This is a genomic window from Eubacterium sp. AF34-35BH (assembly GCF_003477765.1).
Taxonomy (GTDB): Bacteria; Bacillota; Clostridia; order Lachnospirales; family Lachnospiraceae; genus Eubacterium_G.
The window spans coordinates 1-15,544 of sequence record NZ_QUDZ01000005.1 but is presented as its reverse complement, the minus strand read 5'-3'; the positions used below and the strand labels follow the sequence as shown (position 1 = coordinate 15,544).

Below are 15,544 nucleotides of genomic sequence, written 5' to 3'. Positions count from 1 at the left end.
CAAAACAGTGAGGTTTGAAAATGAGCAAAAACAGAATGATAAGCAATGAATTAATGATGGCTTTGATTAAGTATCATGTATTAGACATAAAAAATAATGAAGAAATTAATAATCTTATAATTTCTGAATTGGAAGAAAAACTAAGCAAGATGTCAAGGCACGAGGATTACACAAAAAGTAAAATGGCACCTACAAAAGAAGAGAGGGAAGAGTACAGACAGAAATATCTTGAAGCCGTTGGAATGCACTGGGACTTTAGATGGTAGTAACAGCTTGCAACATAATTAGATTTCCCGTTGATAATATCAATACCTGCAAGTGACACTTGCAGGTTAAAGAATAATCAGGGAGAACCAAAAAGGATTGGTTACAGTTAAAAGTTAGTGACATCATGTCACTAAGAACCGCGGGACCCGGAGTCCCGAGGTTAAACATAATATAGCTGCCATTACAATTACAGCAACCACTAAATGCCATTTGACAGGTTATGAGTAAAGCATTGATAGCAGCTATATAAGCCCTCGGCAGAGCCCCCGCAGTTGTGTCTATGACAGAACTGCTAGGGGGTTATCAATTATGGCAGAGCCAAATTGAAAAGAACCACCCGTTTTCAATATGCCTAGGGCAGACAACTAAAGACTAACAACGTGCAGGTGTCACCGCACGTATCAAAACAATAAAAGAAAAAAGGAGTGAGATTATGGCAGGATTATCATATTCAGCGCACCTGAGTCAGAAGAACAGTGCCATTAACAGCAAGGCAAAACTCTCAGGTGTTGCAAAGCACAATTTACGAAAGTACCGCTCCTTGGAATACGATAAGGAGAACATTGTAATTTTATGGGGTACGGATAAATTAGTGCAGGATGTAAAAAAAGTATATAAGGAACAGTTTGACGAAGCAGTCAGGGAATATAACAAAAAGCAGACAAGGGATGACAGAAAGATTGATGATTATTTTGAAAAGACAGCAAAGTCAAACAAGGACATGGCAGTGGAACTTATTTTTCAGATAGGAGACAAGGAGTTCTGGGATAAGAATCCTGACAAGCGAAGAAGGATGGATGTTGCATTTAAGGAAATGCTTAATATGTTACAGAAGGAAGCACCAAATCTTGTTGTGGCAAATGCAGTAATACATTATGATGAGGCAAGCCCACACATGCACGTGGTGGCAGTTCCCGTAGCTGACGGATTTAAAAAGGGAATGTCAAGGCAAGTGTCAAAGAGAAAGGTATGCACAAAGGAATTTCTTGAAAAAGTACTGCAGGGCAGAATAAGAGAATATGCAGAGGACAGGTCATTCACATGGATTGGAGAGTTCCTGAAAGGAAAAGAAAAGGGCAGAAATAATGATTTACAAGTTGCAGAATATAAAACTCTGGCAGAAACAAAAAAAGCAAATCAGTTAGCCAGGGAAAATGCTGAATCTGAACAGGAACTTAAGGAAACGATGATTAAGCAGATAGCGGCTGAAAAAGAATTAGCAGACATGTATGAGGAATTAAAAATAGTTGAAAATGTGGCTGACTTAGGAAAAAATGTGAAAAAACTTGAAACCATGATTAGAAAAGGACCGGACAATCCAAAGGAAATCATGTCTGCCAAGAATTATCGGGAAAGGATTGTCATTCCATTTATAGATAAAATGTATGATGCATTTAAAAATGTGGTTAAATTTGCAAAGGGATGTTTTGCGCAACTTAAGGAACTGACAGAAAAATATAATGAACAACTTGAAGTAAATGAAATGCTAAGGAAACAAAATAGCAGACTAAGAGAAAGCATTGATGAGCAGGAAAAAGAGATTGACGGACTGTATAATGACAGGAAAAAACTTGGATATTTTAAGAAATTCCTGAAGAGGGAGGATTACAATAAGGTAATTGAAATGGGTGAGGAAAATTATAAGAGAAATGTTAGAAGCAGGTAACGTATGTGATAGTATAAAAATATATAGTTAGATATCAGACACAAAAATTAGTATAACCAATACTATGTACTAAAAAGAATCAATCATATTGGAATATGATTGATTCTTAAGTTAGTTAAGTATAAAGATTTATTTTTTTGTTTTTCGTTGCTTAACGACAATATCGTCTCCGATTGCTTTTTTAGCAGTGAAATTTCCTACGTGGTCATCAAAAAATAAATCTTTTTCCCATACTTCTCCAGTTGTAATAGAGTAAATAGGGTATATTTTTATTGTTACAGGATATTTGTAAGTATTACTCCAACTTATACTAAATTTATTTGTTTTGGTAACGTTGTATCCCAACTGTGCGTTTAATATTTTTGATGTAACTCCACCAGATGCAGAAAATGTGTTACTTATGCTAACGCTTTCTGAAATTTTTACTTTTCCAGCAGGTCTTTTATATTGTCTTAAGACATTACTTTTATCTGTTTTTCTAGTTACTTTTTTGTTTTTTATACAATAATCATCACCAAAATATAATGTTTGTATCATAGCATTTTCGTTAGGAACATCGATATGTCTGTATATTTCTATTACATCTGGATCGTATTTCAATCCCATTGATTCTTGGTATTCTTTTATTTCCTGTTTATTTGTAATATGTATAGTTCCTTCCTGGAAAAATTAATTTGTTTTTGTAGCTATTTCAGCATTTCTAACTTTGTCATAAGTCAAATTATCTCCAAATGTAGCTGCGGATGAATTAATAGAAATACATAATGTAGTAATCATACAAATTGTAATTAAGCTTAATAATTTCTTCATAGTGTTTTACCTCCTGTTATTTGTTATCAATCTTTAATTTCCCGAGAGAATAAAAGTATTGCACACGCGATATAAATAATTGATATAACGATTTCTAAAAAATTCAGTGAAACAAAAGGTTTTGTATTTATTTCATATAATGATTTTATGCAAAATATCATAATCATTGCATATCCAATTAAGGTTAATAAGATATTTTTCTTGGATTTATTTTTCTTTTTAACAATAAAAAAAGAAAAAAATGTAAATGATAACATAAACAAAAGCAATGCTATATTAACAATTCCATACAAATTATAATAATCGATGAACCCTATAAAACCTGTATACCAGGTTCCAGATTCTGCCTGTCTGGCAATGGGAGTTGGAAAAAATGTTGATATTAATTTTATTAGTATAAGGAAAATGATCGAAACAGTCATTCCAGATCCAGGCAATATGAATTTGAGATGCCTTTTGATTGCAGTGGATTTTGTGCCTACATTTTTATTATTTGCAATCTTATTGTGTTCGTTACTAAACTCCTCCTCAAATTGGTCTTCCTTATCATCATTCATAAGATAATCTAAAGAGCAATCAAAAAAATTGCTTATCTTTACTAAATTATTAATATCCGGTAGGGTTCCCAGTTCCCATTTTGAGATGGCTTGTCTGGATACACATAACTCAGAAGCTAGTTGCTCTTGCGACAAGTTATTATCCTTTCTTAATTTTTGCAATTTACTAGAAAACGTCATTATTTATATCTCCTCTCCTTCTTGTTTTTTGTATAGTACAATAACTCAAGCTACCAAATTGCTTAAAAAGTGAGCACCCCCTATCTCGCAATCTATAAATTTTGATATGAGTAAATGTACTGTTACAAATTTTAGTGAAAAAATGAAAATCCTCAACCATTTAAAGTTGGAATTTGCGCAACTCACAGTAGCATCTTGCCTATTTTAGGCGTTTCTCTTGTATTTTTCGTATGTAAATTCTATACATTTGCAATTTATAATATCATAAATATTAGGAGAGATTCAAATTATTTTGAAGCATTTACCTTCGAGAGTATCTATTAATTTTTTATCTGAAGTGTAAAAAATTAAAAATATTTTGCAAGGATTTCTGTACGTTGTAAAACAAGAGAAGATAGAGAAAGTAAGAAAGTATATTGATTAGTGGCAAAAAATAAACCAAATTGAAGATAATAAAAATAACTTAATGAAATAAGAGATAACTTATGTTATAATACCCTCGTGGCAACACTATGGCAACACGAAATCAGAAGGATAATACAAATAATATAATATAGGTAAGTTAACAGATAAAAACACACAAAACTTAAACAAACATGTTTAAGTCGAACCCGGTACAAGCCGAGTTTGAGTAGCCGAACATATGTTCAAATACTCCGATAAATAAAGGCTTTGAGACATATAGGCTTTAAAACGTGAAGTCAATATGCAGTAAAGCCCCATAAATAAAGGATTCTTTAAAACTAAGACAGTTTTAAGGAGTCCTTTTTTAGTGCAAACAGCTAGGAAAAATGGGCATCCTGGCTGTTTTTTTTGCAAAAATAGTAAGCATTTTATGCCGCCGGAGAATTGATTAGCAAGTTTGAATGGAGGAAATAAAGATGTTTACATTACCCACAATAGATACAGTTGGTACAGGAATAAGAATCATGGATTTAAGAAAGAAAGCAGGATTACCTGTCAAAGATTTACAGATGATGCTTGGATTTGCAACTCCAAATGCAATATACAAATGGCAGAATGGTGCTGCAATGCCAACACTGGATAATTTGATCGTGTTGGCAGCAATATTTAACGTACCTATTGACGACATTATCGTTATTGATAATAAAACGAACATGCAAATAGGTGCATGAAAAAATGCAGACTCAGATAAATGAGTCTGTGCAAGGTTCCCTAGTCTAAAGGTTAGGACGCAGCCCTTTCAAGGCTGAGATGCTCGGTTCGAGTCCGGCGGAGATCATTATGGCTCCTTCGTCTAAAAGGTTAGGACGACAGTCTCTCAAGCTGTAAATGTTGAGTTCGAATATCAAAGGAGTCATTTTATGGGTAGATCGCATAGTGGCAATTGCAGCGGACTGTAAATCCACCGACTTCGGTCTACGTTGGTTCGAGTCCAACCCTGCCCACTTTTGCACATATAGCCAAGTTGGAAAGACAACAGACTGCAACTCTGTGAGGCGTAGGTTCGAATCCTACTATGTGCTTATTGCCCTTTAGTTTATTTGGTAGAACGCCAGATTCTGACTCTGGTGGAGCGGGTTCAAGTCCTGCAGGGGCAGTTGATTGTCTCTTAGTTTATTTGGTATAACATCAGATTTTGACTCTGAAGGGTAGGTTCAAATCCTGCAGAGGCAGTTATATCAAATGGGAGATGGCTCCCATTTGATATAAGCTCCGTGAGGATTGCAGAAATGCACATTTCGCAGCAAGAACGCTGAAGCGTTCTTGAATTTTGGAAAGATGGCCCAATGGTAAGGCAGCACATTGCTAATGTGTCGTACAGAAATGTATTGGGGGTTCGAGCCCCTCTCTTTCCGTTGCTACTAAAAAAGAAAAATATATTTAGATTTTGCAGAGTCAGACGGATTGTTTGGCTCCTTTTTGTTGTCATCATGACAGCAAAAAAGCTATTTTTAGTATGTGAATAAAAGCCCATAATAACGTTTGTTATAATAAATTATATATGGTAAAACCATACATGATTTAAGACATATGATTTCACCATATTTTATGTATGGAAATTTGGGGGTATCGCTTCTTGAAAAAAAGATGTAGTATGAAGATAAGCCGATAATAAATAAACAGGAGAAAGCGATGTTTAAGGTTGAAGATAATAAGAAAAAGACAGGAAAATATCTGAAAAAATTAATATTAGATAAGTATAAATCTCAGAGACAATTTTGCAAGGCGTTTCTTGAGATGCGCGATGGTAAAGTAGATGAAGCATTACTAGAAAAATTCACCACTAAAATATCTGCAATAACAAGAGGAGAGGGAACAGTTCAGACTTATGATCTCCCAATATTCTGTGAACTTCTAGACGTGTCCTGTGAACAGATTCTTAGTGCCGGTAAATGTTATAAGCCGGTAAAAAGTCATATTACAAATTATGAAGTGGCATTCTCAAAGGATAAAAAAGTCTGGGAATCATATATGAACCGAGAGGATAAACTGTTTTTAAATTATGATGAATATGGTAAATCTGTGGTTGATTATGCTCTCGAATTTCATAACTATGATTTCATTAAGTATCTGATGAAAACAGGGCATCTTAATTTTGTGGATAATAGTAAGTGGGAGAGAGAATTTACTTTTGGTCTGTCGACTGACATTAAAAGACGAGAGATTGGATATAACGATATTTGGCCGATAGCACACAGATTAGGAGTACCTGAAAGTTTAGTATATGAAGAACGATTAAGGACAAAAGCTATAACTTTAGCTATTGAAAATCATGATTATGAATGTTTGGAAGAATTAAAGGCAAGAATCAATCCAGCAATATATAACTTAACTATATTCGATAACCGTGGGGAGTGGTTAGAAGAGCAAAGGGATGATGAGTTGATTGAAACAATAGCAAATGCGGATGAAAAAATAATTGACTATTATACAGAAGAATTCGTAATTGAGGACATTAATAAAAGAGAACACACTTTTATGTTTCCGTATTTGAATAGAGTTGTTGCAATTATGATTAAAAATAAAAATCCAATGGTTGGAAGTGTATTAGATAAAGCTATTAAGCATAACAGGGATGCTTTGGAGCAATTGAAACAGCAATTAGACGAATATACAGATATTCTTTATCGAGAAAGAACGGCTATGTTTAACGATAAGGATGACGATGAGTTAATCAAAGAATATAAAGAACAACGTCATCGTGAGGCTGAGTATTGGGCTAAGCAGGGATTATATTATAAAGAAGATGATGGAATGCTTTCTTATCATTACAGTCCGGATAAAAGAAAATTTGAAGGAATGCTAACTAATATTATCTCGGTGGGTTGTAAATCAAAGGACACTGAAATTGCTGAAAAGATAAACGAATTAAATGGATTGGTAAAAAATATTATTGAATTAGGTAAACATGAATAGGAAAAACGAGCGCAGGAGGTGGAACGGCATGAGTATTTTTGATTTAGAAGATGGCGATTTTATCTTTGGAAGCGGAGATACTGGATTTGATTCAGATGGTCATATGATGAGCAGAATGTCTGATAATATGGCTCTTGATCTGGACACAGGAGAAATACATATGGTGTCAGGCTGGGATGATGACGATGAATATGATTGGTAAAAGAAAACTAACGTATGGTTAGGGAGTCAAGATTTAATGTCTTGGCTCCTTTTTTATTGCCATTGTGACAATGCAAAACTTGTCCCTCCTACCCCACAAAAACAGCCAAACTTGTCCGTGCCACTTTTAGGAGAATTCGTAAAAGCGTGTTATCATAGTTGTATCAGAACCGGAGCTGATAAAATCAAAAAAGAAAAATATTAAACGCCAAGAAATGACTCAGACGTGAGTCATACTCTTGGCGTTTTTGCGTGATAAGCCATCACGCGACATAGACATGAGTAGGCTAGCATACGGAATGTCTATGGCATGTGATGGTCAACAGACACCGAAATGTAGCGAAGCGGAATTGAGGTTGCTGTTGGAAAGCGAAGCTTTCTTATCAGAAAAAGAATTTGTTAGGAGGACACATTTTATGAATTACGAAGAATTTAAAGAGAGAGTTCAGAACGAATTCAAAGATAATCTCGGTGAAGGAAGAGAATATTAGACCTTAAGAAATTTACACAGGATATGATTGTAAGCAACGGGAAAGATGGAATTTTCAAGATTTAACTATGTTAGAGGAGAGAAAATTGAAGAACAGATTTAAGATTGGAGACCACGTGTATATAGTTGAATGTGGGCTGTATGCAAAAGAGGTGGTAATCGTCGGTATAGCCGGGGGATTTTATCAGATTTGTTTTACTGATAGACAAGGTTCTCTCAGACTTAAAGAGTCCAAGCTGTATGCGACGAAAGAAGAAGCAGAGTCCGTGTGGAGTTCCCACCGGGCCGCAACACAGAAGAAAATTACACAAGAGAGAAAAGGATTTCATTCTCCTTATGCTTATGAATGGTAATTACGCAAAGTTCCGTGTGATGATTGCCAGTCAAGAATCATAGCTATAAGAACGAATTAATTGTCAGAAATATTGTATAGTATTTCTGACATATAGAAAAGTAAATAGGTCCACCTGATAAGGGCATGCAGTTACCTTTGGTTTCTTGGTAACTGTAGGAGCACCAGAGACGCAGGGGAAAAATCAGTCAGAAGTTATTAACTTACTGGTTTTCCCTTAGCGTCTCTTTTTTGATGCACAAACCTGCCGGTAATATTTGTGCTTGCACAAAATAGTACTTGGCGGGTGCAAGGACAGTGAGAAACTTTGTTTCGAACTGTATTTGAAGGACTTGTTCCTTCAAATGGAACCAACTCTGTATTTTCGTTATCAGGTGCAGAACATATGACCTTTCTGGTCTTTCCCAGAAAAGATTAAGTTATGTTATATTACGATGTTAAAGAAAGTGGAAAGAGAATGAAGGAATTAAGAAGAGCGTGTGGACACACGCAGGAGACAATGTCAGAGGCACTTGGTATCAGTCTTGATGGTTACAAGCAGATTGAGAGAGGCAGAAACGGAGCAAGTATTGATACATTGCTTATGATTGCAGAAGAGCTTAACACAACTGTCGATTATCTTATTACCGGTAGAAATTGCGTAGTAGTAGAAGCTGAAAACAAAGATGAATAGGGGGGAGTACCACTCCCTCTTAATCAACTTAAAGTTGGGTTAAGATAAAGGAGGTTCAAGAAAGAACTCACCGCCTTTCAAAAGCGTGTGAGAAGTTTCTACTATATCAGACATGGTAAATCCGGAAATTTGCTATGAGCCAGTTGCAGTAATGCACTGTGAATCTGAAATAGTTTGCAATACCGGAAGGCATATTGGTTGCCTTTGCATATACTGATGACGGTCAGAGGAAAGAAACGTTTGGATTGACTTTTGGCGTTGTTTAATCAATCTTAAATGCACCAGACGTGGTGCAGCATGCATTAAGGATATTACAGGAGAGTACATTATGGATAAGAAATTTGAGATTGGAAATAAGATTAGAGAAATAAGAATTAAGAAGAATATATCAGTTTTTGAGCTGGCATATAGAACAAAAACAAGTCAGTCGCATATTTATCAGATAGAGGGTGGCGCACAAAACATGAGCATAGAGCTACTATTTAAAATTGCAGATACACTGGAAACAGACCCTAATACAATATTGGGAGTAAAAAACACTGTGGCTTCTGTAGATGAAGCATTGAATGAATTGCCATTCGAAATGAAGTCAAAACTTTCAGTATTATTTGGAGCAATGATAAATCAGATAAAAGAGCAGGAAACAACTAATTAGACAAATAGACGGTATGCGTTGATTATCGTTCGTCAATTCATATCATATTTGAATAGATTCTTCCTATTTATTTCTCAGAGGACCTTCAGGTGTAGACCTGGAGGTCTTTTGTATGCTGTAAAATTATCCTTCATTGCAATAATGTATAAAATTGATTATATATTATTTGCAATATATGGTAAAATAAGCATATTAAGTATATGAATTATAAACGGAAGCATAAATAAGAGGAGATTTAACATTGAATACTAAAACAGATAAAGCAAAACTAAAGGAATTTTTACTTAACGTGCATGAAAAACATGTTATTGAATTAAAGAAGGCAGCAGAGTTACCAAAAGCATTTTGGGAGACATATTCTTCTTTCTGTAACACATGCGGAGGAATGATAATACTGGGAGTTGAAGAGGCAAAACCGAAAAATATTATTTGTGGTGTTAAGAATGTTGAAAAGACTTTAACAAGTTTATGGGACCAACTTTCCAATACAAATAAGGTAAGTTACAGAAATATAAATAATGATGATGTGAATACATATGATATAGATGGGAATATTGTAATTATAATAAATGTAAAAGAAGTTCCGGAAATGGTGAAGCCTGTGTATATAGATAATAAAATAGAAAATTCGTGGATACGAACCGGTGATGGAGACAGAAAGGTTACTAAAGAAGAATTAGCTAGCCTAATAAGAAATGCTCAACCATGTCAGGATAGTTTGGCAGCTGAACGGTTTACAATGGATGACTTGGATTATGATTCTATAATTTCATACAAAGAAAAAGTTCATAAAAGATATCCAAAGAAGAGATATAACGAAATGAATAACGAGAAATTTCTGACTGAAATTGGAGCTTGTTTCGTTGACAGAAATACAAATGAGTTAAAGATAAAAAAGGGAACGGTTTTGTTTTTGGGAAAATGTAATTCGATAAAAGAATTATATCCTCGATATCATGTGGATTTTTTTAACAGACGTGGAAATAATCCCAGATGGATTGACAGAGTAACTGATGATGAGCCTAGTGACTATGAAATGAATCTATACAATTTTTATTCAATTGTATATGAAAAAATGAAAATGTTGTTGCAGGAATCATTTAGTTTAGATAACGAGCAACTAAGAATTCCAATATCTGATTTTGATGAAACGTTAAGAGAGTGTTTAGTTAACTGCATTGCACATGCAGATTATATTCAAGGATATCCGTCAACAAAAGTTGATGCGTATGATGGTTGGTTTAGTTTTATCAATCCGGGAAAAATGTTGGTTTCAACAAAGCAATTCGCAATAGGTGGAGATTCAAGACCAAGAAATGAAGTTATAATGAAGTTACTTAGACTTTTAGGAGCATCTGAAAGACAAGGATTTGGAGGACCTCTAATATATAAAAATGCAAAGAAAAATGATTTCAGAATGCCAGAAATAACAACTAATATAGAACGTACGGAATTAAAGGTTTGGAATTTGGATTTAGTGGATTCATATCCGAATTTGACGGAAGATCAAAAGAACGTATATCGCATTATAGTCAAAAGTGCGAAACCTCAATCTGTGAATAAAATAAAGGAAACTTTAGGAATGACGGAATACAATGTAAGAAAATGCATTCAGAGCTTAGAAAGTGAAAACTTAGTTAGAAAGATTGGTAATGGTTCGTCAACAAGATATATAGTTGAGATGGAAAGTGTAGAATATTTAACACAATTACAGATGGCTATGGATACTATTAAAAAAGTATTTCGTTAAAAATCTCGTGTAAATCTTGTGAAAAAATATAAAAAATGGCCAGAATTCCTTTATAATAAAGGAAATTTGTCTCGTGATAATCTCGTGATAATCTCGTGATTATAATTTATGGAGAGATTGAAAAGTTTGCTAAACATGTATGAATATTGTGATAATGCATGGTTGAGGTTCGCGATAATTATACATAAGCAGATTTTAGAAAAGATGGATATAAATGTAGGATATAGCACAGAATAGGTTGCAAATAAAATAGGATTAAATGAACCGAGAACAAGATAGTTATTGAATAAATTAGTAGATATGGAACTAATTAGTTTGTGAGAAAATTACAAAGAAAGTATTATAGAGAATAAATATATTTTAATTATATACGATAATTATTTGTTTACAAAAGCATAGGTATTAAATATGGATAATGAAGAATATAAAGAAGATATACAGAAATTGTCTGTAGAGGCAATATATAATAAATATATTATTAGTGGTGATATATGGTATTTTAGAAACAAATATGGATATAATTGGTTTGAAGAGTATGACAGATTTAAGATGTTTATTTCAAATAAATTAGGAGTACACTATAATGATATCGCAGTAGCAGGAAGTGCAAAACTGGGTTTTAGTTTAAATCCAAAAAAAAATTTTAGGGCATTTAATGATGAATCTGATATAGATATAATTGTAATTTCGCAGAAATATTTTTACCTTTTTTGGGATTCTTATCGAAAAGATTCGTACGCTGAAATAAGAACGCCATATTTTAATAAAGTATGTTTTAGTATTTTTAGAAAATATATTATATTTGATGGATTTTCTAAGACAAATCCAGAATATTTGAAATGGCTAAAAAAAACGCAAGGTTTTGAAAAAGATTTACAATTAGATTTTGAAATTGAAAATGATATACATTATAGAATATTTGAATCGTGGGATGCTGCAAAAGATTATTATATGTCAAGCATTGCTAAAGCAAAAAAAATAATACAGGAGAAATAATATGATAATAAATGATATGATAAAATATGAGAATCAAACAATAAAGTGGATAGCCACAGAATTTAATAATGGAAATTTGTACGTTGATGATAGTTTTCAGAGAAGATATGTATGGCTAAAGAAGCATCAGATAAGATTAATAGAAACGATTTTGATGGGATATGTAATTCCAGAAATATATATTTGGAAAGTTGGAACTAATCCCGATACAGGGGACACTAAATTTAGTATTGTCGATGGACAACAGAGAATTGGAGCAATAGTGAGTTTTTTAAATGGTGATTTTAAATTGAATAAAGCATATTTGAGTGAGAAAAATGCAAATTATTCAGGAAAATATTTTTCAGAATTGACGCCAACAGAAAAAGAAAACATTTGGGGATATAGTTTATCATTAAGGAAAATTTTGCAAGACGTTAAAAGAGAAGATATTGTTAATTTGTTTCTAAGATTAAATTCAACGGATAAGTCACTTAATCCGCAGGAATTACGAAATGCAGAGTATGATGGCTTATTTATAAAAAATGCGATGGAAATTGCTCGGTTTGATTTTTGGCAGAAATATAGGGTATTTAGTGCAGACGCATTAAGAAGAATGGGTGATGTAGAATTTATAAGTAGTCTATTAATATTTTTAAGAAAAGGAATAGAATCAGAAATAACACAGTCTGGAATTAATCAGATGTACGACATGTATAATGACCAGTATGATGAAGCAGAGGAAGATAAAACAAATGTAGAATGTATACTTAATCAGATGGATAAAATAGTTGCAAAAGATGAAAGCGGAGAGTTTGCAAAATTTGTAAGGAAAAATACACATTTATATACTATTTTTATAGCTATATACAAAATATTGTTAAAATATAAAAATATGTCAGGCGAACAAATAAAAAACATTATTGAGTTTTATAGTAAATATGAAAATAGTTATGACAAAATTTCGATGGAGTATAGAGAACTATTTCAAGAAGGAACACGAGCAAAAGCAAATAGAATAAGGAGGGTGAAGATTTTAAGTGATGTAATTGAAGGCAAAATAAAGATCTAACTATAATAGTTATTAGCTAATAAAAATGATAATATAGTAAAAATTAATTTAAATTGTTCTAAGCATTCGCATATTTTTAATATTATATATCCTTAGAGTAAGGTTAAAATATATCAAGAATATACTATGGGATATTTGGAAAAAGTAGACAACAATATTCAATTGGAAAATAATAAAGTAACAGTGCAATGTATTATAGGATTAATAAGAGTAATAATTTGTAATAATAAATGTAATAATAAATCAGGTACTTCTACAAATAACCTTTGACTTATTGTTAAACATAAACTATACTATAACCAAAGGAGGTATACATATGGCAAAGATGGGAAGACCAAAATCCGACAATGCCAAGGAGCGCATTGTTGCTGTAAGACTTACAGATGACGAACACAAAAGACTTACTATGTATGCCGAAAGACATTCACTAAATATGTCCGACGTTCTGAAAAGTGGGTTATACAAGATACTTGAAAACCAGGAAGAAGATGAACAATAAATATAGACAAATTTAATTAAAGAAGTTTAGGTGGCTACCAATTGGCTACCACTTAAGCGATTAATCACAACAATACAAATAAATGTAAACAAATTCGATTATATAAATTGCCGATTTTAAAGTGATTACAGTGCGTAATACGTCAGGAAAATCGGAGTTTGAATAATGCAAATTTTGCATCACAGTGCTTGTGGACTGGAGGGATTAACATGACCAGTAATTGGTATTATATGCCTTGTATACAGGAAATTGGATTCGCATACACAAAGAGTTGGACAACGGTTGTGGAACAAAGAAAGTATGTAAAAAAATACTTTAGTAATAAATCATTTAAAATTGTAAAAAAAGTAACAAAACAGCAAATGAAAAACTATATAAATAGATTTCATCCAAAAGTTGGTGATATGATATATTTTTATTCCAGTAAAAAGAAACATTATTCTCATACAGCCATAATTTCTTCGGTAACAGCAGATAAAATTAATTATGCTGCACATTCAGACAGTCGTTTTAATAAGGACCTTCGAGAACCGTTACAAGGGGATTATTACGATCATGTTGAGATATGCCACATAAAGGAGAGAGGAAGTTTGTATGAATAAAAAAAAGATAATATGTGTTACGTTATTAATAATATCAATAATAACAATAGTTATTATATATCCTGTAAGATTTTTCTATTTAGATCAAATAGGAGATATTTTTACTAAAACAATTTTGACTGAAAATTGTAATAGCAAATATATTTCTGAAGAAGATAGTAAAAAAATCCTAAATAACATATATTGGGATGATAAAAATCACATAGTAAAATCAGTAGAATGTTCATATGACAATGAAAACTGGATTAATAAACATGTTAAAGTAGCTGTTTATCTTGAAACTAGTGAAGGGAAAAAAGAAGTATATTATAAATGTTATTTCAAAATTGTTGGAGTCAATATATATATTACACAAATTGGAATTTATTTAGATGAAGAAGGGAGTGTGACAGATTTAGATTAAATTTAATTTAATCTAAAATATATAATCTACATAAATATGACTTTTGAAACGGTAATAATATACCGTTTCAAGAGTTATGACATCTGGTACATGTATGATTCAGCTAATAATGTTATCGGCTTTGAATACAGCCAGTTAAGTGAGATAAACGAAACATTAAAAAACACAAGAATCTATTATGAAAAGAACCTGCAGGGAGATGTGACAGGTCTGCTTGATGCCAGAGGAGCAGAGATTGCTTCATATACATATGATGCATGGGGAAATGTCATCACAGATACAGAAAAGAGTTTCTGTTATGAAGGATATGAGGTTCCCTTTGAGTTAAATCATGTATTGTACAGAGGATACTACTATGACAGAAGTTACACTGATACTGAAAGCGATACAAATCTTTATTATCTGCAGAGCAGATATTACGATGCAGAGGTGGGAAGATTTATAAATGCAGACAGCATATGCAATCTTGGGATTAGTGGAACAGTGTTCGGATTTAATTTATATTCGTATTGTGACAGTAACCCTGTAGTTTATCAGGATAAGACAGGTGAAGCACTAATAAATGTTGTATTTGCAGTTATATTTGGCATTGCAGGTTGGCATTTTGGTGGTTGGGTAGCATATAATGTTGTAAAAAAGAAAAATTGGAAGTATTGGGCACTTAGATCAGCTATTGCCGTTGGAGGAGCTGCAATCGGTTGGCTTGCAGGAAGTTTGCTAGCAAAAAGTGTTGCATCATATTTAAAAATGTATCCAGATGTTGTTTTTAAAATGACGGCAAAGATAGGATCAAGTTCGTTTTATTCGATAATGAAACTTTTAGGAATAAATCCATTTACCCTTTCCATGGATTCAGGCAAATTTATTGGTGTGGCAAGAGCATTAAACTCACAGAAAATAACACTTTCATATGAGTGGGCAGTTAATTTATATAAAAAAGCCACACAATTTGGATATATGATGTGACCCCAAAAAGTTAGACTTTTATTGCGTAACAGGTTTTAATATCTG

At 32.9% G+C, this 15,544-nt stretch carries 19 protein-coding genes and 6 tRNA genes; 22 read left to right on the top strand and 3 right to left on the bottom strand.

Annotated features, from left to right (window positions below; translation table 11 throughout):
• Positions 1 to 20: 20 nt before the first annotated feature.
• Together DWZ69_RS06780 and DWZ69_RS06775 are read left to right on the top strand one after the other, a co-directional pair.
• Entirely contained in the window at positions 21 to 266 is a 246-nt protein-coding gene (locus DWZ69_RS06780; protein ID WP_243002603.1) for a complexin-2, read from the top strand.
• 434 nt (positions 267 to 700) lie between these two features.
• The gene (locus tag DWZ69_RS06775) at positions 701 to 1,933 is read left to right on the top strand and encodes a plasmid recombination protein (protein WP_118436523.1); all 1,233 of its coding nucleotides are present in this window, start codon (positions 701 to 703) and stop codon (positions 1,931 to 1,933) included.
• A 129-nt stretch (positions 1,934 to 2,062) separates the two neighbouring features.
• Here the strand turns inward: DWZ69_RS06775 and DWZ69_RS06770 are convergent, their stop codons facing one another.
• From DWZ69_RS06770 to DWZ69_RS06765, 3 genes are all read right to left on the bottom strand, one after another.
• The gene (locus DWZ69_RS06770) at positions 2,063 to 2,539 is read right to left on the bottom strand and encodes a hypothetical protein (RefSeq protein WP_117999856.1); all 477 of its coding nucleotides are present in this window, start codon (positions 2,537 to 2,539) and stop codon (positions 2,063 to 2,065) included.
• Positions 2,540 to 2,602: 63 nt separating this feature from the next.
• Complete coding sequence (locus tag DWZ69_RS12065; protein WP_158561097.1) at positions 2,603 to 2,743, bottom strand: hypothetical protein; 141 nt, start codon at positions 2,741 to 2,743, stop codon at positions 2,603 to 2,605.
• Positions 2,744 to 2,769: 26 nt separating this feature from the next.
• Complete coding sequence (locus tag DWZ69_RS06765) at positions 2,770 to 3,480, bottom strand: helix-turn-helix transcriptional regulator (protein WP_117999855.1); 711 nt, start codon at positions 3,478 to 3,480, stop codon at positions 2,770 to 2,772.
• A gap of 881 nt (positions 3,481 to 4,361) precedes the next feature.
• Between DWZ69_RS06765 and DWZ69_RS06760 the strand changes: the two genes are divergently transcribed.
• The 20 genes from DWZ69_RS06760 to DWZ69_RS06670 all read left to right on the top strand — a co-directional run bounded on the left by DWZ69_RS06760 (position 4,362) and on the right by DWZ69_RS06670 (position 15,499).
• On the top strand, positions 4,362 to 4,616 hold the full coding sequence (locus DWZ69_RS06760; protein ID WP_117999854.1) for a helix-turn-helix transcriptional regulator: 255 nt from the start codon (positions 4,362 to 4,364) through the stop codon (positions 4,614 to 4,616).
• Between the two features lie 34 nt (positions 4,617 to 4,650).
• A tRNA-Glu gene (locus DWZ69_RS06755) sits at positions 4,651 to 4,723 on the top strand.
• Positions 4,724 to 4,807: 84 nt separating this feature from the next.
• Positions 4,808 to 4,889, top strand: a tRNA-Tyr gene (locus tag DWZ69_RS06750).
• 5 nt (positions 4,890 to 4,894) lie between these two features.
• Positions 4,895 to 4,967, top strand: a tRNA-Cys gene (locus tag DWZ69_RS06745).
• A gap of 3 nt (positions 4,968 to 4,970) precedes the next feature.
• Positions 4,971 to 5,042: transfer RNA gene (locus DWZ69_RS06740), tRNA-Gln, on the top strand.
• A 5-nt stretch (positions 5,043 to 5,047) separates the two neighbouring features.
• A tRNA-Gln gene (locus DWZ69_RS06735) sits at positions 5,048 to 5,118 on the top strand.
• A 99-nt stretch (positions 5,119 to 5,217) separates the two neighbouring features.
• Positions 5,218 to 5,300, top strand: a tRNA-Ser gene (locus tag DWZ69_RS06730).
• A gap of 277 nt (positions 5,301 to 5,577) precedes the next feature.
• A complete protein-coding gene (locus DWZ69_RS06725) occupies positions 5,578 to 6,861 on the top strand; it encodes a hypothetical protein (RefSeq protein ID WP_117999853.1) in 1,284 nt (427 codons plus the stop codon).
• Between the two features lie 28 nt (positions 6,862 to 6,889).
• On the top strand, positions 6,890 to 7,063 hold the full coding sequence (locus DWZ69_RS12165; protein WP_243002602.1) for a hypothetical protein: 174 nt from the start codon (positions 6,890 to 6,892) through the stop codon (positions 7,061 to 7,063).
• A 277-nt stretch (positions 7,064 to 7,340) separates the two neighbouring features.
• A complete protein-coding gene (locus DWZ69_RS06720; RefSeq protein WP_147337643.1) occupies positions 7,341 to 7,553 on the top strand; it encodes a hypothetical protein in 213 nt (70 codons plus the stop codon).
• Between the two features lie 85 nt (positions 7,554 to 7,638).
• A complete protein-coding gene (locus tag DWZ69_RS06715; protein WP_117999851.1) occupies positions 7,639 to 7,905 on the top strand; it encodes a hypothetical protein in 267 nt (88 codons plus the stop codon).
• A 420-nt stretch (positions 7,906 to 8,325) separates the two neighbouring features.
• Complete coding sequence (locus tag DWZ69_RS06710; protein ID WP_117999850.1) at positions 8,326 to 8,577, top strand: helix-turn-helix transcriptional regulator; 252 nt, start codon at positions 8,326 to 8,328, stop codon at positions 8,575 to 8,577.
• 328 nt (positions 8,578 to 8,905) lie between these two features.
• Positions 8,906 to 9,232, top strand: a complete 327-nt coding sequence (locus DWZ69_RS06705) for a helix-turn-helix transcriptional regulator (protein ID WP_117999849.1) — start codon at positions 8,906 to 8,908, stop codon at positions 9,230 to 9,232.
• Positions 9,233 to 9,473: 241 nt separating this feature from the next.
• Complete coding sequence (locus tag DWZ69_RS06700; protein ID WP_117999848.1) at positions 9,474 to 10,982, top strand: RNA-binding domain-containing protein; 1,509 nt, start codon at positions 9,474 to 9,476, stop codon at positions 10,980 to 10,982.
• Between the two features lie 408 nt (positions 10,983 to 11,390).
• Positions 11,391 to 11,978, top strand: a complete 588-nt coding sequence (locus DWZ69_RS06695) for a hypothetical protein (RefSeq protein WP_117999847.1) — start codon at positions 11,391 to 11,393, stop codon at positions 11,976 to 11,978.
• Position 11,979: 1 nt separating this feature from the next.
• Positions 11,980 to 13,029, top strand: a complete 1,050-nt coding sequence (locus DWZ69_RS06690) for a DUF262 domain-containing protein (protein ID WP_117999846.1) — start codon at positions 11,980 to 11,982, stop codon at positions 13,027 to 13,029.
• Positions 13,030 to 13,345: 316 nt separating this feature from the next.
• A complete protein-coding gene (locus DWZ69_RS06685) occupies positions 13,346 to 13,528 on the top strand; it encodes a hypothetical protein (protein WP_117999845.1) in 183 nt (60 codons plus the stop codon).
• 158 nt (positions 13,529 to 13,686) lie between these two features.
• Positions 13,687 to 14,130, top strand: coding sequence for an amidase domain-containing protein (locus DWZ69_RS06680; RefSeq protein WP_158561096.1), 444 nt, complete (start codon positions 13,687 to 13,689; stop codon positions 14,128 to 14,130).
• Positions 14,123 to 14,533, top strand: coding sequence for a hypothetical protein (locus DWZ69_RS06675; protein ID WP_117999843.1), 411 nt, complete (start codon positions 14,123 to 14,125; stop codon positions 14,531 to 14,533). Before DWZ69_RS06680 ends, DWZ69_RS06675 begins: the two co-directional genes overlap by 8 nt.
• Before the next feature lie 90 nt (positions 14,534 to 14,623).
• On the top strand, positions 14,624 to 15,499 hold the full coding sequence (locus tag DWZ69_RS06670) for an RHS repeat-associated core domain-containing protein (RefSeq protein ID WP_158561095.1): 876 nt from the start codon (positions 14,624 to 14,626) through the stop codon (positions 15,497 to 15,499).
• Positions 15,500 to 15,544 lie beyond the last annotated feature (45 nt).